This is a genomic window from Corynebacterium sp. KPL1814, from assembly GCF_000478175.1.
Classification (GTDB): Bacteria; Actinomycetota; Actinomycetes; order Mycobacteriales; family Mycobacteriaceae; genus Corynebacterium.
In genome coordinates, this window is sequence record NZ_KI515776.1 from 331,094 (window position 1) to 350,596 (window position 19,503).

At 59.7% G+C, this 19,503-nt stretch carries 16 protein-coding genes and 1 tRNA gene; 8 read left to right on the forward strand and 9 right to left on the reverse strand.

Annotated elements, in window-relative coordinates; all coding sequences use genetic code 11:
* Position 1 precedes the first annotated feature (1 nt).
* Complete coding sequence (locus tag HMPREF1257_RS11640) at positions 2 to 739, forward strand: hypothetical protein (protein WP_023025048.1); 738 nt, start codon at positions 2 to 4, stop codon at positions 737 to 739.
* Here HMPREF1257_RS11640 and HMPREF1257_RS07695 read toward each other — a convergent pair.
* Together HMPREF1257_RS07695 and HMPREF1257_RS07700 are read right to left on the reverse strand one after the other, a co-directional pair.
* Positions 732 to 1,940, reverse strand: a complete 1,209-nt coding sequence (locus HMPREF1257_RS07695) for a DUF418 domain-containing protein (RefSeq protein ID WP_023025049.1) — start codon at positions 1,938 to 1,940, stop codon at positions 732 to 734. The genes HMPREF1257_RS11640 and HMPREF1257_RS07695 overlap by 8 nt on opposite strands.
* Positions 1,940 to 3,472 (reverse strand): adenylate/guanylate cyclase domain-containing protein, encoded by a 1,533-nt coding sequence (locus tag HMPREF1257_RS07700; protein WP_034659466.1) that lies wholly within the window; start codon positions 3,470 to 3,472, stop codon positions 1,940 to 1,942. Before HMPREF1257_RS07700 ends, HMPREF1257_RS07695 begins: the two co-directional genes overlap by 1 nt.
* A gap of 37 nt (positions 3,473 to 3,509) precedes the next feature.
* Here HMPREF1257_RS07700 and HMPREF1257_RS07705 point away from each other — a divergent pair, with 37 nt between their 5' ends.
* From HMPREF1257_RS07705 to HMPREF1257_RS07715, 3 genes are all read left to right on the forward strand, one after another.
* Positions 3,510 to 4,709: a DNA polymerase III subunit delta' gene (locus HMPREF1257_RS07705; RefSeq protein ID WP_023025051.1), complete on the forward strand. Its 1,200-nt coding sequence runs from the start codon at positions 3,510 to 3,512 to the stop codon at positions 4,707 to 4,709.
* A gap of 102 nt (positions 4,710 to 4,811) precedes the next feature.
* Positions 4,812 to 4,887 (forward strand) — tRNA-Thr (locus HMPREF1257_RS07710).
* Positions 4,888 to 5,134: 247 nt separating this feature from the next.
* Positions 5,135 to 5,452 (forward strand): hypothetical protein, encoded by a 318-nt coding sequence (locus HMPREF1257_RS07715; RefSeq protein ID WP_232208539.1) that lies wholly within the window; start codon positions 5,135 to 5,137, stop codon positions 5,450 to 5,452.
* Here HMPREF1257_RS07715 and HMPREF1257_RS07720 read toward each other — a convergent pair.
* Positions 5,436 to 7,058, reverse strand: a complete 1,623-nt coding sequence (locus HMPREF1257_RS07720) for an AMP-binding protein (RefSeq protein ID WP_023025053.1) — start codon at positions 7,056 to 7,058, stop codon at positions 5,436 to 5,438. The genes HMPREF1257_RS07715 and HMPREF1257_RS07720 overlap by 17 nt on opposite strands.
* A 151-nt stretch (positions 7,059 to 7,209) precedes the next feature.
* Between HMPREF1257_RS07720 and HMPREF1257_RS07725 the strand changes: the two genes are divergently transcribed.
* Genes HMPREF1257_RS07725 through HMPREF1257_RS07735 form a run of 3 tightly spaced genes read left to right on the forward strand, consistent with a single transcriptional unit; the run spans position 7,210 to position 9,778 of the window.
* Positions 7,210 to 8,025, forward strand: a complete 816-nt coding sequence (locus HMPREF1257_RS07725) for a GDSL-type esterase/lipase family protein (protein WP_023025054.1) — start codon at positions 7,210 to 7,212, stop codon at positions 8,023 to 8,025.
* Between the two features lie 53 nt (positions 8,026 to 8,078).
* Positions 8,079 to 9,164: an S-(hydroxymethyl)mycothiol dehydrogenase gene (locus HMPREF1257_RS07730; RefSeq protein ID WP_023025055.1), complete on the forward strand. Its 1,086-nt coding sequence runs from the start codon at positions 8,079 to 8,081 to the stop codon at positions 9,162 to 9,164.
* On the forward strand, positions 9,164 to 9,778 hold the full coding sequence (locus tag HMPREF1257_RS07735; RefSeq protein WP_023025056.1) for an MBL fold metallo-hydrolase: 615 nt from the start codon (positions 9,164 to 9,166) through the stop codon (positions 9,776 to 9,778). The genes HMPREF1257_RS07730 and HMPREF1257_RS07735 overlap by 1 nt, the downstream gene beginning before the upstream one ends.
* On the opposite strand, the gene rfbA is transcribed toward HMPREF1257_RS07735, so the two are convergent.
* From rfbA to HMPREF1257_RS07765, 6 genes are all read right to left on the reverse strand, one after another.
* The gene (rfbA, locus tag HMPREF1257_RS07740) at positions 9,775 to 10,623 is read right to left on the reverse strand and encodes a glucose-1-phosphate thymidylyltransferase RfbA (RefSeq protein WP_023025057.1); all 849 of its coding nucleotides are present in this window, start codon (positions 10,621 to 10,623) and stop codon (positions 9,775 to 9,777) included. The genes HMPREF1257_RS07735 and rfbA overlap by 4 nt on opposite strands.
* 2 nt (positions 10,624 to 10,625) lie before the next feature.
* A complete protein-coding gene (gene rfbD, locus HMPREF1257_RS07745; protein ID WP_023025058.1) occupies positions 10,626 to 12,125 on the reverse strand; it encodes a dTDP-4-dehydrorhamnose reductase in 1,500 nt (499 codons plus the stop codon).
* Between the two features lie 2 nt (positions 12,126 to 12,127).
* Positions 12,128 to 13,123: a dTDP-glucose 4,6-dehydratase gene (gene rfbB, locus HMPREF1257_RS07750; RefSeq protein WP_198010511.1), complete on the reverse strand. Its 996-nt coding sequence runs from the start codon at positions 13,121 to 13,123 to the stop codon at positions 12,128 to 12,130.
* A gap of 143 nt (positions 13,124 to 13,266) precedes the next feature.
* Complete coding sequence (locus tag HMPREF1257_RS07755; RefSeq protein ID WP_023025060.1) at positions 13,267 to 14,823, reverse strand: HNH endonuclease signature motif containing protein; 1,557 nt, start codon at positions 14,821 to 14,823, stop codon at positions 13,267 to 13,269.
* A 155-nt stretch (positions 14,824 to 14,978) separates the two neighbouring features.
* Positions 14,979 to 16,304, reverse strand: coding sequence for a M1 family metallopeptidase (locus tag HMPREF1257_RS07760; protein WP_023025061.1), 1,326 nt, complete (start codon positions 16,302 to 16,304; stop codon positions 14,979 to 14,981).
* A gap of 39 nt (positions 16,305 to 16,343) precedes the next feature.
* Positions 16,344 to 17,423, reverse strand: coding sequence for an alpha/beta hydrolase family protein (locus HMPREF1257_RS07765; RefSeq protein ID WP_023025062.1), 1,080 nt, complete (start codon positions 17,421 to 17,423; stop codon positions 16,344 to 16,346).
* A 645-nt stretch (positions 17,424 to 18,068) separates the two neighbouring features.
* Between HMPREF1257_RS07765 and lpdA the strand changes: the two genes are divergently transcribed.
* Positions 18,069 to 19,481, forward strand: a complete 1,413-nt coding sequence (gene lpdA / locus HMPREF1257_RS07770; RefSeq protein WP_023025064.1) for a dihydrolipoyl dehydrogenase — start codon at positions 18,069 to 18,071, stop codon at positions 19,479 to 19,481.
* Positions 19,482 to 19,503: the final 22 nt, after the last annotated feature.

Here is a 19,503-nt window from a genome sequence, read left to right on the forward strand (position 1 = left end):
CATGAATGATTTTCTTGCCCGCACCGAGGAAGGCACCGCGGCCTTGACCCGCGCGGTGTCTGAAACTTTTGCTGATGTCACCGACCCAGCCCGGCGCACGCCGCGGGGCTGGCGGCGCTTCGCGTACCTAGCGCTAGGCGAGTCTACGGTATGGTCCCGTCTCTTTGGCTGGAAGAAGGCACACGCCGTAACGAGCACGCCGCTTTTGCCGCTATTGGCAGCGGAGGCGCAGGACCCCACCCTGAGCCCCGCCTTGTTGGCCGGCGCGGTGGGCCAGGTGGAAAAGACGCGCCGCTTGCACCGCCCCTCCCTCCTTGGTGTGGCCGGCGTAACCGCTAGCCACGCGGCGTATTCGTGGGTGCTCTACCGGCGCGGCGCGCGCAACGATGCCCGCGGTTGGGGCCTGCGCGCCATCGCTTGGGCGGCGGCGCTCTTTGCCACGCGCAAACAGCCCACCCGGACCGCGGTAGCGGTGGGCGGCGCGGCGGTGCTGACCACCTCGGCGCTGGCGGGCGATCCGCGCCTGCGCACCGATGCGACGAAGGGATTGAGCCACGGCGCGAACCTCTTGGTTGCGGCAGAAGGCCTGACGGCGCTGCGGGCGCGAATAGCAGCAGCCGGGTCCCAGAAGAACAAGAAACAAGCCAAGCCCACGAAGGCGGCCCGGGCGGTGGGCGCGGCGGAGGCCGGCGCTTTTGCCTTGGGGCACTTCCTGCTAGTCGATGCCCTGACTAGGTAAGGTCCTGACTGGGTACGCTCCGCTCCGGCTGCATGCTCGGGCCATAAGATAGCCGGCGGTGCACCACTTCGAAGGGCCCGCGCAGGCCCAGCGCTTCGAGCACGCAGGCGCCGATTACGGTCACCAGCCACACGCCGCAGGCGAGCCCGGCTTGTCCAAAGGCACCAAGCTCGTGGCCGAAGTCCAGCGTGAAGGGGTGCACGAGCAGGAAAAATAGTATCGACTGGCCCACGTAACCGCTCATGGATCGCTTACCCAGCGCGACGAAGGGCCACAAGAGCGCAGGCACGGAAGCGCCGGCGGCTAGGCGCTCTTGCACGGGTTGCAAGATAAGGGCGAGCCCGGCGAGGATTCCCGGCCCGGTCAGCACGCCGAGGAAGGAATTGGCGCTACTGGCCGCGCTTGCCCAGCGCTGATCGATAACCCCGAGGGTACCCAAGGACCACAGCGTGCCAATGACCAGCGTTACGGCGGCGGCGATGGCCACCCAGCGCAGGAGTTGGGGGCGGTGAGAGGGGACATCGGCAAGCACGCCCTCGCGCGCCCACACAAAGCCCACCAGCATGACCGGCAGATACATCAGCACGATGAGCGGGGCGGAGATTATCTGCGCGCCTAGGGTGAGAAGCTGGCTCAGCAGCAGGTCACCGTAGGAATTTACCGTGCCAATGGCATCGACGGGGATATCGAGCCCGCCGTCAACCGCGGAGAAAATAAACGCGGCGATGCCGAGCACCGTCAGCACCCCGAGCGCGATATGAGAAATCTTGCGCAGCGTAGAATTATGCAGCGTGAGCAGCAGCGCAATGACTATGCCCGCTATGCCATAGACAAACATGATATCGCCCCAAAACAGCAGCACCATGTGCACCGCGCCTAGCAGCGCGAGGAAGCCATAGCGCTTGGCGATGACCCTCCTTGCCTCCCCCAGCGGAAATCCCCGCCGCCACAGGCTCATCGCAATAAGCCCCACGCCGAAGCCCAGCAGGGTAGAAAACATGGGCAGGCCGCGATTGTGCACGAAGAAAGCGCCGAAGACGACGGCGATTTTATCGAGCACGCTGTCATCGAGGATGCCGCCGAAATACGCGCCCGGCCGGTTCTCAGTGATGATCCACGCGGTGGTCATATTCGCTATCGCGATGCCTAAAAGCGCCATTCCGCGCGCCGCGTCGGGCACGATGAGGCGGGTGCTGGCCACTAGATTTCGCACCTTTCCGCCAGGCTGGCGCGGATGGGGCGGGCCAACTGCGTCATGCGGCGGCGCCCGCGTAGCTCAATGGATTTCATGACGGTCCAGCGGGCCTGCTCGGCCTCGTTGGCCGTCTTTAGGGTGGCGGCGTTGGTCAGGACCTGGCCGGGGGTGTCCTTAGCCATTTCGGTCAGGCGGGCGGCCTCGTTGACGGCATCGCCAATGACGGTGTACTCGAAGCGATCCGCGCCGCCGATGTGGCCTGCCACCACGTGGCCGGAGGCGACACCGATACCGGCCTGCAGCTCGAGCCCGCGCAATTCCCCGCGCAGCTCGCGGGCGGCCTGCAGGGCCATCGAGGTCGAGTCGTACACATTGAGCGGTGCGCCAAAAACGGCGAGGGCGGCATCGCCCTGAAACTTATTAATGATGCCCTTATTGCGGTGCACCACCGTTACGACGTGCTCGAAGAATTTATTGAGCTCCGTGACCACTTCCTCGGGGGAGTGGTTGACAGCGAAGGTGGTGGAACCGATGACATCGATAAACAGCACCGCGACCTTGCGGTCCTCGCCGCCCAATTCTGGGCGCTCATCAAGGGCGCGCTGGGCCACCTCGGTGCCTACGTAGCGGCCGAAGATATCGCGGACGCGCTGGCGCTCGCGCAGCCCGCGCATCATCTCATTGAAACCGGCCTGCAGGACGCCGAGCTCGGATCCATCGTAAATATCGACCTCGGCATCGGCCTCGCCTCGGCGCACGCGGTTAATCGCATCCTGCAGCTCCACGATGGGATCGACCACGCTCATGATGGCAAAGCTGGTGCCGATAAACCCGGTGGCCAGCGCGGTGAGTGCCAGCGCCACGATAGCCGGGATGATCTCGCTGGCATCGCCAGAGAAAAGCCCGGTGTGCTGCCCCAACAGCACCAGCACGATGCCGAGCAGTGGTACGCCGGAGGTCATCAGCCAGGTGGAAAACAGGCGGTATTTGATGGGCGGTTCGACGGTGGAATCTTCGAAGCGGCGGGCGACGGCCTGGGCTGCGACGGGCCGCACGAGGCGCTCGGCCTGTAGGTAGGTCAAGATAATGACCACCAGGCCCGCCAGGGTGGTGGAGACACCCACGACGAGCCCGAGGCGCCCGGATTGCCCGCTGGAGATAGCCACGGTCAAGATGATGCCGATGAGCCAGACTGCGGCCGCGACCAGGGATTGGTACACGGGGATGCGCAGTACGAGGGTGCGCACCATATTCGGATCGTGTGCATCGGGATTGCGCTGCCAGTCCAGCACGGGGCGGAAGAGCAGCAGGGTAGCGGCGATGCCGATGATGACCGCAAAGATGAGGTAGACCGCCGCCACTCCCTTCAGGTTGGGCAGCTCGGCAGCAAAGTCCTCTATTTCCGGCATGGGCAGGAAATAGAGGATAAAGGTCATGATCGCGATGGCGCCGATGATATTGGCGCCCAAGACCAAGGCAGCGTATACCGGCCATTGGGTTCCCATGAGCCAACGAGCGCCACGCAATAGTCTGTTCATAACTACTTACTGTAGTAAGACCAGTAGGCTAGAGCGAGTGAATACGGGAAGCGTTGCGCAACGATTGGCAGATACCCCAGGTGTGGCCCGCACTATCTTGGGTGCCGCGCGGGCGGCGCGGGGGATGCCGGGGGCAGATCCGCGGGCGATGAGCCATTCCTGGCTCTTTACCGGTCCGCCCGGTTCCGGGCGTTCCTTGGCCGCAATCGATTTCGCGGCCACGCTCATGTGCACGGATCCGGAGGAGCCGGGCTGCGGAAAATGCGAGGCCTGCCGCGCCGTGCTGGAGACTAAGCAGCACACGGACCTGGTCTTGGTGGACCCGCAGGAGGTCATCATCCCGGTGGATACGGTGCGCGAGGTCATCGGGCGCGCCGCGAGCTTGCCCACGGTCGCCCCGTGGCGCGTCGTGATCTTCAATAACGCGGATCGCCTGAACAATAATGGCGCCAACGCGCTGCTGAAGACGGTGGAGGAGCCGCCGGAGCGCACCGTTATTATCATGTGCGCGCCTTCCGATGCCCCCGATGACTTCTCCCAGACCCTCCGCTCGCGCTGCCGGCACCTGTACATCCCCTCGCCGTCGGTGGAAAATATCGTTGCGCAGTTGGTGAGCGAAGGCGCCTCGGATCACGATGCCCGCCTCGCCGCCGTGACTTCCCTGCGCCACGTGGGCAGGGCGCGCCACTTGGTGGCAGATCCTACGGTGCAAAAACGACGGGCGGTGGCCATCAACCTGGCGGAAGACATCTTCCACGAATCCCAGGGCTTTCAGGCGGTGACCTCGCTTCTTAAGCTGGTGGATGCGGACGCGAAGGAATCGCACAAGGAGGAAGAGGAAGCGGAGCTGGCCAAGCTGGAAAATACCTTTGGCGTGGGCGCGAAGGGCAAGGGCGCGGCGAAGGCGCAGCGCGATGCCCGCTCCGCCATCAAGGACTTACAAGAACAGCACAAGAAGCGGGCGAAGCGACGGGTCATCGATAACCTCGACTTGGTGCTCGTCGATCTCTCCGGAATTTACCGCGACGCGCTGATGACAAAGGTGGGCGCGCAGGTGGAGATGACCCACCCGGATTTCGCGGGGCTATCTGGCGAGCTGGCGCAGCGGGTGAGCGAGGAAGGCCTCTTGGAGTGCCAGTCCGCCATTTCTTATTGCCGCGAGCAGCTGACCCAGAACGTGGGCACGCAGATTGCCTTCGACGGCTTGGTGGGCAGGTTGCGGCGGGCCTGCCTCTAGGGCCGGTCTTTAGCGCCGGCCCGTCAAAAACTAGGCCTGAGCCCCGATTTCTTTTCCGCGCCACCCCTGCGATAGAATCGCCAGTGCTGCTTTAAGCAGCGCGCCGCCTTAGCTCAGTCGGTAGAGCATTTCACTCGTAATGAAAAGGTCGCGAGTTCGATTCTCGCAGGCGGCTCCATTTTTATATGTGCGGGGTTCTTCCTTAATATAAACTCTCCTTCAATAGAAGCAGGCCATATGGCCTCGATGAGGGAAGGAACGAGACACTGCTTATTGCTACCGTCGCAGCAGAAATCCTCTTTTGGGTGTGCCTTATTCTGGGCGGTGTTCTCCGCTACATCGTTAAGGCCCCAAGAATTGGACTGGCATTTTTTATCGCTACGCCAATTATTGACATAGTCTTGTTAATTTTCTCATTTTTCACCATGCATAATGATGGCGAAGCGGGATTCATGCACGGTTTCGCAGCTTTTTATATCGCATTTTCGCTGGTCTTTGGCGGCGACATCATCCGCGCAGTGGATCGGAAACTCAGCGGGAGGTCGAAAACCGAGTCTGGGAATCAGTCCGATAATAATGTAAGAAAATGCGTATATGCAAGTGCGGTGACGGCTGCGATCCTTATAGTGAGCATCGCGGTGGTAGGGCTAAACGGCAGCTTCTGGTTGATTTATTGGCTTATTGCCGTGCTCTTTACCCCACCGGTGTGGTGGGGCATTGAAAAATTTAGTCGCCGTGCTTAAGCAGGCGCGGAACCACCTTGCCGGTGGCATTGCGCGGCAGCTTGGATAGGAAGTGCACATCGCGGGGCACGGAGTGCTCGGCGAGCTTTTCGTGCACCCAGGCGCGGATGGCATCGGCAGTCAGATCGCGGCCGGCGGCATCGGCAGTAGGCACCGCCCAGACGGCGATGCGGCTGAAGGTCTCGTTATCCTCCACGCCACCCGCATGCACCTCATCGATGCCGGGCATGGCCTCGAGCACCTCGGTCACGGACTGGGGGTGGACATTCTCGCCGCCCACGATGATCATGTCATCGGCCCGGCCCACGACGTGGAGGAAGCCCTGCTTGTCGATGTACCCAAGATCACCAATCGACAACAACCCATCGACCCTATTGAGCTTGAGCTTGGGGTTGGTATAGCCGGTCATGGCGGTGGAGTTGGTGAGGTAGATTTCACCCACCTCGCCGCGGGGAACGGGGTGGCCCTCTTCATCGAGGATGCGCAGCTTGGTGCCATTGGCAACCTTGCCCACCGCATCGGGGTTTTCTGCTACTTGTTCCATCGTGGCCGTTGAGGCAAGCGCCAGCTCCGTGGAACCGTAGACGTTGCACAGGATGGGGCCGAAGCGCGCGTTGGTGTCCTTGACCACCTGTGGGGTAAGCGCATTACCGGCAGAGGCGATGAAGTTCAGGCTCGAGGTATCGAAGGTGCCCTCGGGATCATGATCTACCAAGCGCTTGAAAAAGATGGGGGAGGAGATCATGCCGTCGAGGCGGTAGCGTTGGACATCATCAAGCACCTGCTCCGGTTCAAAAACGCGGCGGGTGACGATGGTATTGCGCAGCCCCAAGGCAATATTGATGCAGGCCCACCCCCAAGTGTGGAAGATAGACGCCGTCATCTGCACGCGCTGATCGGCGCGCCACGGAATATTGCCCACGATGGAGGCCAGCACGACAGGCAACGTTGGCTCTGGGCGCATGATGCCCTTGGGGATGCCGGTCGTACCGGAGGACATCAGCACGATGGGGCCGTGCTTGGGAAAGGTAGGCAGCTCGATATCCAGGGGATTCTTCACGATCTTATCGAGCGTGGGCAGATCGCTTTCCCCCGTATCGTGGGCGATGATGACCGGAATATCCAGGTTGGGATCGACGCGATCGATGAATTCATCATCGATGACGAGGACATTAATGCCATTTTCTTCGATGCAGCCGGCCAGCTGTTCTGGGGAGGAACCGACATTGAGCAGGTAGATCCCAGCACCGGCGTAGCCCTTGGCGCCCAAGGGGATGATGATGCCGCGGCCGTTGCGGGCCATGACGCCGAGCCGGATTTCCGGCAGCTCCAAGGATTTTAGGTAGCGGGCGAAATTCTGGGTATGGGAGCGCAACTGGCGGTAGGTGAGGGTGCCGTCGTCATCGATAAGCGCGAGGCGATCAGGGCAGGTCAAATAGGCCTGCTCGATTTCGCGCGCCGTGGTGAAGCGATAGCGCGCGAGGTTGGGCAGGAGCTTGAGCTGCCCGCCAAGCCCGCCTTGTTGGGTGATGAGCCCCGACTTGAAGAGTGCAGGGAAGAACTGGCTGAGCGCGGAGGCGTGGAAGGGAACATCAGACAATTTCATGGAAGGGAAAGCTCCGAAAAGAGAAGATAACAAAAATATAACTATGAACGATATCGTCAGAAGAAAAGATAGCGTTGCTTTTAACTCGAAAAATGTTACCAGAGTGACTAATATACACTTAAGTTACAAGATTTGAAGAGAAGGTCGCTCAATGAAATCCATAAAGCTCAAGGTATTTTCGGTCGTAGCTTCTGCGATCGCGGTGGTGGGTGCGGTGGCCGCGCCGCAGGCTAGCGCGGCAGAACGCAATCTCGTCTCCTTCGGTGACTCGGTAATGGCGGATCCGAATGGCGGGGAATACTTGGCGGACCGTTTTAATCCCACTCGGGTAATCGGGGAAAACTGCCCCACCTCCTTCAACTATGCGAAGCGCGCCGGCGCCAAGATGGGCTTGCCGGTGCGCGATTTCTCTTGTGCTGGTGCGGTGTCGATGTCCAACGGCCCGCAGATCTGGCAGCAGGTTGACGCAGCCATCGGATCTGGCGCGCTGACCCCGGATACCGCGCGTGTGCTGATTACTACGGGTTTTAATGACACCTATAACCACCCTGATTTGAACATGGCGCAGATCCGTCAGGAATTCACGGATCGCACCGCCCCACAGGTTGAGCGGATTAAGCGCGCCGCCCCGAACGCCCGCATCCAGATCGTGGGCTATCCCACCATCGGTTCGGATTCGCACTACTGCCTCATTCACGTTGGCCCGACACCGCTGGATTCGACCTTCCTGCCCATGGTTCAGGACTACGAAAATAAGGCGCAGTGGATGCAGGTTGATTTGGCGGCCCGCACCGGCGTGCAATTTTTGGATATGAAACCATCGACCCGCAATAACGGCATGTGTGCCAATGCGAATGACCGCATGTGGGCAGGTCTTGTGGACTTTACGGCGGGTCCCGGTAACCTGCCTATCCACATGAACCAGCGGGGTCACGAGCACGCGGCCAACGTAGTTGCCGCTTCCTAGTAATTATTTTCAATAACGCGGTGATATTGAAAACATAGGTATGGTTGGGAGGCATGACTGTAAAAGCTGTTATTGCCCGCTCTAAGGGCGCGGAAGTTGAGACCGTAAATATCGTCGTTCCTGATCCCGGCCCCAATGACGTCATCGTGCGGGTGCAGGCCTGCGGCGTATGTCACACCGACTTGGCCTACCGCGATGGTGACATTGAGGATGCCTTCCCCTTCCTGCTGGGCCACGAAGCGGCAGGCGTGGTGGAGACCGTAGGCTCTGCGGTTACCCACGTGGAGGAGGGCGATTTCGTCGTCCTGAACTGGCGTGCAGTGTGCGGCGAGTGCCGCGCCTGCAAGAAGGGCGAGCCCAAGTACTGCTTCAATACCCACAACGCTTCCAAGGCCATGACCTTGGAAGATGGCACCGAGCTCACCCCTGCGTTGGGTATCGGTTCCTTCGCGGAGAAGACCCTAGTACACGAGGGCCAGTGCACGAAGGTTGATGAGATGGACCCTGCCGCTGCGGGCTTGCTGGGCTGCGGCATCATGGCCGGCCTGGGCGCATCCGTCAATACCGGCGATATCCAGCTGGGCGAGTCCGTAGCCATCTTTGGCTGTGGCGGCGTCGGCGTGGCAGCGATTGCTGGTGCGAAGCTGGCGGGCGCGGCGAAGATCATCGCCGTAGACATTGACGAGTCCAAGCTGGAGACGGCGCGCGAATTCGGTGCCACCGACACCATTTGCTCGAAGGACATGTCGGAGCAGGAGGTCATCGATGCGGTGCGCGATCTCACCGGCGGCTTCGGCACGGACGTTTCCATCGACGCGGTAGGCATCCAGCCAACGTGGCGCCAGGCCTTTTACTCCCGCGATCATGCCGGCCGCATGGTGATGGTGGGCGTGCCTAACCTGACGGACCACGTGGACATCCCAGCCATCGATCTCTACGGCCGCGGCGGTTCCATCAAGCCGGCTTGGTACGGCGACTGCTTGCCGGAGCGCGACTTCCCCGCATACGTTGCTCTGCACAAGGCCGGCAACTTCCCGCTGGATAAGTTCGTTTCTGAGCGCATCGCGCTTGACGATGTCGAGTCTGCCTTCCAAACTATGAAGGACGGCAAGGTACTGCGTTCGGTGGTGGAATTTTAATGCAGATTGATAGCACTGTAACTTCTGGCAAGTTCCGCTTGGACGGCGGCGAATGGGACGTGGACAATAACGTTTACGTGCTAGGCGATGCCTCCAGCGTCTACATCGTCGACCCTTCCCACGATCTCGATGCCGTGGCGGAATTGGTGGGCGATCGCAAGGTTGAGGGCATTATCTTGACCCACGGGCACAACGATCACTGTGAGCTCGCGCCGGAGGCGGCGAAGCGCTTCGATGCGGATGTCTACATGCACCCGGACGATGACATGCTGTGGCAAGAGGCCAATGGCGATGCCCACTACATCGACCTAGCCGATAACGGCCAGTTCGACATCAACGGTGAGAAAATCACCGTCTACCACACCCCGGGACACTCGCCGGGCTGTGTTGTCCTCTACGTCGATGGCACCCTGTTGTCTGGCGATACCCTGTTCAACGGCGGGCCTGGTGCGACGGGGCGCAAGTACTCGGACTTCGATGTCATCATCGAATCCCTGCGCAACGTCGTATTCAACCTGCCGGATGACACGAAGGTCTTGCCGGGCCACGGCGATGCTACAACGGTGGGCGCGGAAGCGGCGCGCATCGACGAGTACATCGAGCGCGGCTACTAAAAATCGCGCAAGTACTCTCCGTAGCCGGATTTGAGGAGGGGCTGGGCTAGCGCTTCTAGCTCCGCCTGCGAGATGAATCCGGCTTCATAGGCCGCCACCTCGGGGGAACCGATGACGATGCCCGTCCTTTTCTGCATCACCTCTACGTAGGCGGCGGCCTCGCTCATGGAATCGACGGTGCCGGTATCCAACCAGACGCTGCCGCGGTGGAGGCGCTGCACGCTCAACGCGCCGCGGCGCAGGTAGGCCTCGTTGACGGAGGTAATCTCGAGCTCCCCGCGATCGCTAGGCGTGATGGACTTAGCGATATCGATGACCGAGTTATCGTAGAAATACAGCCCGACGACGGCATGATTAGACCGTGGGTCCGCCGGCTTTTCTTCAATGCTGAGCGCTTGGCCGGCTTGGTCGAATTCGACGACTCCGTAGCGCTGCGGATCTGAGACTTCATAGGCAAAGATGATGCCGCCCTCTGGATTGCGGCACTGGCTTAGCTCCCCGCCGAAACCGTGGAAGATATTATCGCCGAGGACCAGCGCGACGCTGTCATCACCAATAAAGTCCTCCCCAATCAAAAAGGCCTGCGCCAATCCTTCTGGGCGGGGCTGTACGGCGTAATCGATCATCAACCCGAGTTGGGATCCGTCCCCGAAGAGCCTTTGAAAGGCTCCGGCGTCCTCGGGGGTCGTGATGATGAGGATCTCCCGAATTCCCGCTTGGATGAGCGTGGTCAAAGGGTAGTAGATCATCGGCTTGTCATAAATGGGCATGAGCTGCTTAGAGATGCCCTTAGTGATGGGATAAAGCCGCGTTCCGGATCCGCCGGCAAGGATAATGCCTTTCATCGCTACTCCTCGCTGGCCTCGGTGTTTTCGGTAGTGTTGGCGGTTCCGGCGGTTTCTTCGGCGCTAGGCTCGCTTGTATCGCCAGTAGCGCTGGGCTCACCGGCACTGCTAGGAACACTGGGTTCGCTGGGTTCGCTGGGCTCACTGGGCACGCTCGGGTACAGCGCGAGATACAAGGCGAGGGCGGCCCGCCAATTCTGCGGGGAAAATCCCGTGGCCTCGATTTTATCTAGGGCAAGCGTCGATTCTTTGGGACGCGGTGCCTCGGGGCCGGCGATTTCCCGATACTGTTCGGTACTTACCGGCGTGACCTCTGAGGGGTCGTGGCCCAGGCCGATGAATACGGACATCGCCATTTCATCGCGCCCGACGGTATCGCCGGAGTTGGAGATATTATAAATTCCGTACTCGGGCCGGGTGCGCAGGAGATGCGCGATGCCCTTGGCCAAATCCTCAGCGAAGGTGGGGCGCCCGCGCTGGTCATGAATGACCTTCGGCTCCTTATCCGCTTCGGCGAGGCGGCGCATGGTAGCGATGAAATTCGGGCCATCGCCAAACACCCACGAGGTGCGCACAACATAATGCTGCGGTGTAGTCTGAGCGGCGGTTTCGCCAGCGGCCTTCGACGCCCCGTAGGCGGATAGGGGCGAGGGGTTCTCGTCTTCGGTGTGCAGCTCCTTGGATCCATCGAAGATGTAGTCGCTGGATACGTGTACGAAGGTCAGCTGGTTTTCGGCAGCGATGCGGGCGAGTTTGGCTGGCGCTTCGGCGTTTACGGCCCAGGCGGCGGCGCGATCATCCTCGGCGCCATTGACGTCGTTGTAGGCGGCGCAGTTGATGATGGCTTCGTATTGTTTCCACTGGCGCTGCGGGGGATTGGTGATGTCGAATTCCGCGTGGGTGCAGAATTCGGCATTCTTGAGGACCCGTTTCAGTGCCCGGCCAAGCTGACCGTTCGCACCGGTAACAAGGATTTTGCGGGGTGGCATGGGGGCTACATCTGCAAGCGCCGGCAGTTGCTTGTCTTTTTCTGAAACCTCGCGTGGTTCGAGGGGCCACTCCACAGCGTCGAGGTTGGTTCCGGTATAGCGTGCCTCGGGGGACCAATGCTCGTTGACTAGGTAGGAGTAGGAAGTTTCCTCGAGGGCTTGAAAGCCATTGGCGACCCCGCGTGGTACAAATACGGCGGTCTCCGGCCCCACCTCATGGGTGACAATTTTGCCGAAGGTTGCGGAACCTTCTCGTAGATCGCACCAGGCACCAAAGATCTTGCCGTGCGCGACGGAGATGAGCTTGTCCCAAGGCTCAGCGTGCAGCCCGCGCGTAGCACCGGTGCGGTTATAAGAAATATTATTTTGCACCGGCTGGAACGAAGCCAGCTCTGGTGCGGCCTTAGCAAGCTTTTCGCGCTGCCAGTTTTCCTTGAACCAGCCACGGTTATCTCCGTGTACGTCCAGCTCAATGATGCTTAGGCCTTCAATGGCGGTGTTGTGTACCTGCATAATTACTGTCCTTGCTCTTTATAGCGGGCTTCTACAGATTCCTTTTGGGATCGCCACCAAGTTTCGTTATCGCGATACCAGGCGATGGTATCTTCTAGTCCCGCCCGGATATCGGTATAACGGGGCTGCCAATCCAATTCGCGGCGCAGCTTGGAAGCATCCATGGCATAGCGCTGGTCGTGGCCGGGGCGGTCCGCCACGTGCTCGTACAGGGCCCGACCTCCTTGGGTATGTCCCATGATTTCGCAGATCAGCTCGATGATGCGCTTATTATCTATGTCCGGCTGGTCAGCGCCGATATTATACGTCTCACCGATCCGCCCCTCTTCGATGATTTTTAGCACTGCCGCATTGTGATCGTCGACGTGGATCCAGTCGCGCACCTGCTCGCCAGTGCCGTAGAGCTTAGGCCTATGCCCGGAAAGGATATTGGTGATTTGGCGCGGGATGAACTTCTCGATGTGTTGGTAAGGCCCGTAATTATTTGAGCAATTAGAAATGGTGGCGCGCAGTCCAAAGGACCGGACCCATGCTCGCACGAGGTGATCGGAACTCGCCTTGGTGGCCGAATAAGGGCTGGAGGGCGCATAGGCGGTATCCTCCGTGAACTTGGTATCCGCCCCAATTTCTAAGTCCCCGAAGACCTCGTCGGTAGAAACGTGGTGAAAGCGGACATCGTATGCTCGGCACGCCTCCAGAAGGGTATAGGTGCCCACCACATTGGTCTGGATAAACGGGGAGGGATCCCGCAGGGAATTATCATTATGGGACTCAGCGGCGAAGTGCACGACGATATCCGCCTTGGCGACGAGCGGATTCACCGTCGCGGCATCCGCGATATCGCCCTCCACCAATTCCACATCGAGGCCCACAAGGTTGTCCCGGTTGCCGGCGTAGGTCAGCTTATCCAGGACGGTGATGCGGGTATCCGGGCGAACCTTGGCCATGAGGCGCACGAAATTGGCGCCGATGAAGCCGGCGCCGCCAGTAACGAGCATGGTGTGCATGAGTCTCCAGTGTAGGGCAGTCCGTGTACGCGCTGCGCGTGGCCAGCCCCAAAACGCTTGTACACGCACTTCTAGGCCGCACGACATGATCGTACGGCCTGAAGTCACGGTAGAGAGTGGGTGGTAGGGCATGGTCACGCTGCGCCGGGAGGCGGCGGACTAGGTGGTGAGTCCTGCGCCGAAGGTTGCGGCGAATCGGCCGGGGAACTGGGTGGTGAATCCACCGGTTCATGAGGCTGAGCAGGCGGGTCGGCGAGCTTGCGCGCCGGGGCTTGCTCTGCCGCAGGGGAGTCATTGAGCTCCACCGAGGGTGAAAGCCCGCCGGTATGCGCTGAGCGGTAGCCCACTCGGCCCGTTTCTGGGTCTCTTTCCGCATGCCCCATGCCATTGCGGCCATCGCGGTTATCGTTATTGTCCACGTGGTGCCGGCGGCAGAGCAGGGTGAGGTTCCGGAGGTCTGTAACTCCCCCGTGGGACCACGCCTGCAGGTGGTGGACATCGCAGTCTTGCCATGGCCGGTTGCAGTCCGGGTGGGTGCACACGATTTCATTGGCGGCGAGCGCTAGCTTTTGCCACAGTGACGCGGTGCGCTTGGTGCGACCGAGCTCGAGCGGGAAGCCCTTGTCATCGACGGCGCAGAAAAAGTCGTGCTGCGCAGCGCCCAAGCGGAGAAGATCGAGCGGGGATAGGTCGATTCCCACGCTCGTGGTGAAGCGGGTATCGCTGTTCATCGCTTGTAGCTCTTCAAGGGTAGTGGCGACGAAGAAGGAGCCGAGGCCGTCCGACTTCTTTTGGCCCGCGGATAAGTAGCTCCCCAATGCTGCGGTCAACTGATCCGCCATGCGCTGGGCATAGGTGCGGGTATCGTCGTCGGGACTCAGGCTCTCGCTGCCCTTATTCTTGGCAGGGGCGAAGGCGCTGGCCAGGACGGCGGCGGCAGAGGCATCGAGGTAGCCGGAGATGTGCACGCCACCGTCTGCATCTTGGTTAGAAATGCTGAACCGGCGCTTGCGGGTAGCTGCGTGCGGATCGCGCTTCCCAGAGGGATCGACGGCATGCTTATTCGCCTTGCGGATGGCCTGACGCAGCCAATCCCGCAGGGATTCATAGGAGCGGCGCTTGGCCTCTTCCAAGGCCTTATTGCGCAGCTCCCGCGGCCCAGGAACCGCGAACTTATTGAGGTTGCGCAGCTCCCGTTCAATGAGGTTGAGGACGCGCTCTGGGATGGGGTCTTCCTCGAAGAGCTTCTTGCGGCGCTCTTCTTCCGCGCGGCGCTCACGTTCGGCACGGCGGCGCGCCTCCTCTTCGGCTTTCTTTTGCGCGGCTGCATCCGGCTCGTCGTCTGCTGGCGGGGGAGTAGGTTCCGGATCCTCGATGGGTGCAAAGAGGTTCTTGCCGTTGCGCAGGCGTGCGGCGGCCTCAGACTCCGTGAGGCCAAGGCGGGCGACTAAGTAGTCCTTAGCTTTAGAAGAGCCGACCCGCCTGCCGGCATCATCGCGCTCTGCAATGAAGGCAAAGGCTGCATCGATGGTGGATTTATTACCCAGCGCCCGCTCTAGGTGTTCGAAATTGGGGTGGAGCAATTCGAAGGAGAGATCGTCCGGATTCTGCATAAGGTTGCGCAGGCGCGTAAGCCCCGCAGCCACATCAGAAATGGCTGTATTGATTTCCGTATGCTTGGCAGTTTCCATGGTTCCTCCTCCTTCCTGTTTCGCTTTCATGTTCTGTTGTAATCCAATAAAACACCAGCGCAACAGTAAGAAAAGAATTGGTCAATAGACTATACATTCCCCAATCGAACGGACTCGCCCACAAACAAAACCACGGCAATCAGCGCCCAAACCCACTAGTCCGGAAACTTGGGCAACGCGGTTTCATCGAGCCATGCGGCAATGGTGGCATCGAAAAGAGCGGCGTCCGGCGCTGCCTCCCGGAAGGCCGAGAGGAGATCGGAGGGCTGAACCACGGAATGTTGATGCTGGGTGAGGTAGGAGGTGAGGGTGGGGAAGAAGGCATCGGCAAGCAGCCGGTGAATGGCGTGCACCGTGAGGGCCCCGCGCTTGTACACGCGGTCATCGAACATATCGCGTGCGCCCGGATCAGAAACCTTGATGTCTTGGCGCTTGCGCGTCAGGACCTGGTAATGCGAGCGCGCCGCCTCGCGCGCGGACGCGCCACCCTTGTGCTCACCCCACAACCACTCGCTGTAGCAGGCAAAACCCTCATTGAGCCAGATATCCTTCCATTCAGAAAGGCCGACGGAATTGCCAAACCATTGGTGGGAAAGCTCGTGCGCGATGAGCCGCTCGAAGGCGTGATCGCCCTTCACGTGGTTGGAACCAAAAATGGACAGGCCCTGGGCCTCGAGGGGGATTTCCAGCTCATCCTCGGTAATGACGACCTGATAGGTGGGGAAGGGATAGGGCCCGTAGATGGAGGAGAAGAAATCCACCATCTCCTGCTGCCGGGAGAACTCCTCGTGCACGCGCTCGCGCAAGAACGCCGGCGCCCACGCCTGGGTATTATTCCCCAGCGAATAAGAAGAAAACTCTCCTACCTGCACCGTTGCCAGGTACGTGGCCATGGGGTGGCGCGTGCGGTAGTGCCACCGGGTGGTCGAACCGCCGGCCTTGCGGGAAACCAATTCGCCATTGGAAACGACGGTAAAGGGGCTATCAGCGGTGATGATGATGTCATACGTCGCCTTTTCTGAAGGCGTGTCATCGCATGGGAACCAGCTGGGCGCGCCATTGGGCTGGCTGGCCACCAACGAGCCGGATTCGGTTTCCTCCCAGCCAATTTCGCCCCACGTGGTGCGGATGGGGCGCGGGCTGCCGCCGTAGCGAATATGCAGTTCAAACTCAGTCCCGGCAGGGATCTCGTCTGCAAAACGCAGGCGCAGCTTCCCGGAAGATTGGCGGAACTTAGCCACCCGCGGGGCGTGCTTAGCGGTCACGCGCCGCGCCACCATCGCCCCGCCGAGGTCCAAAGTTAAGGAGGCCAACTCTTCCACCGCGCGCACGCTTAAAATGGCCTCACCCTGCAGCAGGTTAGGCTCCACGCGGTAGTTCAAGTCCAGCGTGTAGTGGGTGACTTCAAAACCAAGGTTGAAGTCCACGCCGGTATAAGGATCAGTATGCGCACGCGAAAAGGCGGTAGGAAGCAATGTCATAATATTGCGATCCTACCGCCCGTCACGCGCAGCCGAAATTTAGCTATTGAATGCCCGCTCGAAAACTGGCCAAGAATCCTTCAGATCCTCTTTCCAGTGCGGCCACGAGTGGGTTCCGGTATTGCGGAAGTTGTAGGTGGCTGGCACTCCGGCCTGGTCAAGCTTGGCCTTGAAGTTGTGGGTGCAGTAGTTCACTCCAGCTTCGATGCCGCCGCCCTCAACCTGCAGGGTGGAGGATCCGCGTACTGCTTCCTCTTGGTTCAGACCCATAGAGCGCAGGTAGCTATAAGTGTCCTCTTCGCTTGCCAAGCCGGAACCGGAAGAAATGTAGAGCTCGGTACCGTGCAGCTTATCGGCGTTCATCATGGCGTCGTTATAACGGTTGGTCTCGGAGCCATATGGGCCCCACATCTGGTCCACGCTGCCGCCGCCACGGTTGACGGTCAGCTCTACGGCCTGGCGCTCCAGCGGGTAAGCGGTAGCGGCACAACCTGCGTATGAGCCCACTGCATCGTAGAAACCTTGGTTGTGCTGTGCCAGCAGCAGGGAAGAGGTAGCGGACATTGACATGCCTGCAATGGCGCGGTGGTTATCCGCGTTGATGTGCTTTTCAATGGCACCCGGCAGTTCCTTGGTCAGGAAGGTTTCCCACTTTTGTGGTCCCTGCAGGAATTCTGAATTCGGCTCAGAGATCCAGTCGGTGTAGTAGGAGAATGCACCGGCCTGCGGGACTACGACGTTGACGTCCTTTTCGTGGTAGAAATCAACGGCATCAGAAAGCTTCAGCCAATCCATGTCTTGTTCTGCTCCGCCTGCGCCATTGAGCAGGTAAATGGTTGGGCGGTTTTCGCTCTTGGCGCGGATGACGGCCAGCGGAATCTTCCGGTCATTCATTGCCGGCGAGGTTGCCTCGAGCTTTTCAACGCGTGCGTCGTCCTTGTACTTCTTGTACCAGGACTTACCCTCGATCTCCGGGGTAGGTTCCAGCGGGGAAATCGTGGACTGTGCGGTATCGCCCGCCACTTGCTGCGGGGTGAGCTCGGCTGCGCCCGCCACGGGAGCATAAGCTAAGCCCGTGCAAACCGCAGCTGCCGCGAGGATAGAATTAAGACGCTTCATGGTGCTTCTTTCCAGTGGGGAATGGACTCGATAACTATACTTCGGCCGCGAAAAATCGGCATGTTGAGGGAAGTATATTCAGTATTCCTACATGTAGACCTAACCATTAATAGTGCCCAATAAATGCTTGCCGGTAAAGACTTTCGCTGATGTGGGGGAGTAGCGGGGGTAGGCATACTTTCATTGCCTTTTCCGCTAATAATGATAACTAGTGCTATGACAGCTGAGGTTCCTGTGTCATAATTTTCCAATGAAGCACGGCGTGACGCGGTTTGTGTCTGTAATAACATCAGTAGCGGCTGCGTTAGTGCTTTTAGTGTGAAAAGCTAAGCAGCGAGATTGTGTACTCGCGCCCCATCAAGAGAAAGAACATCAATGAACCTTTTTGATTCCGCCCTCGTGTCCTTCAATGAATTCATTGGGCCATTCATCCACTCTGCAATGGATGCATATTCCAAGCTGCTAGCATCCTTGGGCGTGATTTAAGTCCACGAATGCTTAAGGGCCCTGCGGAGGTGCATCTGCTGCTTGCCGATGCCCCCTTTGCAGGGCCCTTTCCCTATCCTCACCGCGGCTTGGGGTGGGGTGCCCCCAAGTGTGACCAATTACGCGACATTGAGGACAAAGTTACGTATCCTGTAGGGCGTGACTAACGAACATTATGACGTAGTAGTACTCGGTGCGGGCCCTGGCGGCTACGTTGCCGCCATCCGCGCAGCTCAGCTTGGAAAGAAAGTCGCTGTTATTGAAAAGCAGTACTGGGGCGGAGTCTGCCTCAACGTAGGCTGTATTCCCTCCAAGTCGCTGCTGAAGAATGCAGAGGTAGCCCACACCTTCAACCACGAGGCGAAGGCTTTTGGCATCTCCGGCGATGTTTCCTTTGATTTCGGTGTAGCCCACAAGCGCTCCCGCAAGGTTTCTTCGGGCATCGTCAAGGGCGTTCACTACTTGATGAAGAAGAACAAGATCACCGAGATCAACGGTCTGGGTTCCTTCAAGGACGATAAGACCATTGAGATTACTGAGGGCGATGACGAAGGTAAGACCGTTACCTTCGATGACTGCATCATCGCCACCGGCTCCGTGGTCAAGTCCCTGCCTGGCGTTGAACTGGGCGGCAATATCGTTTCCTATGAAGAGCAGATCCTGAATGAGGAAGCACCAAAGTCCATGGTCATCGTGGGTGCCGGCGCCATCGGCATGGAATTTGCTTACGTGCTGGCCAACTACGGTGTGGACGTCACCATCGTGGAGTTCATGGACCGCGTCCTGCCGAACGAGGACAAGGACGTATCCAAGGAGATTGCTAAGCAGTACAAGAAGCTTGGCGTTAAGCTCCTGACCGGTTACAAGACCACCTCTGTGAAGGACAACGGCGACGATGTCACCGTTGAGGTGGAATCCAAGGACGGTTCCAAGCAGGACACCTTGACCGTGGATCGCGCCATGATTTCCATCGGCTTCGCCCCGCGTGTTGAGGGCTTTGGCCTTGAGAACACCGGCGTTGAGCTTACTGAGCGCGGTGCCATCGACATCGATGACCGTATGCGCACCAACGTTGACCACATTTACGCTATCGGTGACGTCACCGCGAAGCTGCAGCTGGCACACGTGGCGGAGGCTCAAGGCGTTGTAGCGGCAGAAACCATTGCTGATGCAGAAACCCAGCTCTTGGGTGACTACAACAACATGCCGCGCGCTACCTTCTGCAACCCGCAGGTCGCATCCTTTGGCTACACCGAAGAGGCAGCCAAGGAGAAGTTCCCGGATAAGGACATCAAGGTTGCTACCTTCCCGTTCTCCGCAAACGGTAAGGCAGCCGGACTGAATGAGACCGCCGGCTTTGTGAAGCTTGTTGCTGACGGCGAGTTTGGCGAGCTCATCGGTGGACACATGGTGGGCTCCAACGTTTCGGAGCTCCTGCCTGAGTTGACCTTGGCACAGCGTTTCGACCTGACCACTGAAGAAATCGGTCGTAACGTGCACACCCACCCGACCTTGTCTGAGGCCATGAAGGAAGCCGCCGAGGGTATCAGCGGCCACATGATCAACCTCTAAACAAGCGTCCCTACACCGCATA

Coding starts and splice junctions, on each gene's coding strand:
- HMPREF1257_RS11640 (WP_023025048.1), top strand. CDS start 2: ATGAATGATTTTCTTGCCCGCACCGAGGAAGGCACCGCGGCCTTGACC.
- HMPREF1257_RS07700 (WP_034659466.1), bottom strand. CDS start 3,472: ATGAACAGACTATTGCGTGGCGCTCGTTGGCTCATGGGAACCCAATGG.
- HMPREF1257_RS07715 (WP_232208539.1), top strand. CDS start 5,135: ATGCATAATGATGGCGAAGCGGGATTCATGCACGGTTTCGCAGCTTTT.
- HMPREF1257_RS07720 (WP_023025053.1), bottom strand. CDS start 7,058: ATGAAATTGTCTGATGTTCCCTTCCACGCCTCCGCGCTCAGCCAGTTC.
- HMPREF1257_RS07725 (WP_023025054.1), top strand. CDS start 7,210: ATGAAATCCATAAAGCTCAAGGTATTTTCGGTCGTAGCTTCTGCGATC.
- HMPREF1257_RS07730 (WP_023025055.1), top strand. CDS start 8,079: ATGACTGTAAAAGCTGTTATTGCCCGCTCTAAGGGCGCGGAAGTTGAG.
- HMPREF1257_RS07735 (WP_023025056.1), top strand. CDS start 9,164: ATGCAGATTGATAGCACTGTAACTTCTGGCAAGTTCCGCTTGGACGGC.
- rfbA (WP_023025057.1), bottom strand. CDS start 10,623: ATGAAAGGCATTATCCTTGCCGGCGGATCCGGAACGCGGCTTTATCCC.
- rfbD (WP_023025058.1), bottom strand. CDS start 12,125: ATGCAGGTACACAACACCGCCATTGAAGGCCTAAGCATCATTGAGCTG.
- rfbB (WP_198010511.1), bottom strand. CDS start 13,123: ATGCTCGTTACTGGCGGCGCCGGCTTCATCGGCGCCAATTTCGTGCGC.
- HMPREF1257_RS07755 (WP_023025060.1), bottom strand. CDS start 14,823: ATGGAAACTGCCAAGCATACGGAAATCAATACAGCCATTTCTGATGTG.
- HMPREF1257_RS07760 (WP_023025061.1), bottom strand. CDS start 16,304: ATGACATTGCTTCCTACCGCCTTTTCGCGTGCGCATACTGATCCTTAT.
- HMPREF1257_RS07765 (WP_023025062.1), bottom strand. CDS start 17,423: ATGAAGCGTCTTAATTCTATCCTCGCGGCAGCTGCGGTTTGCACGGGC.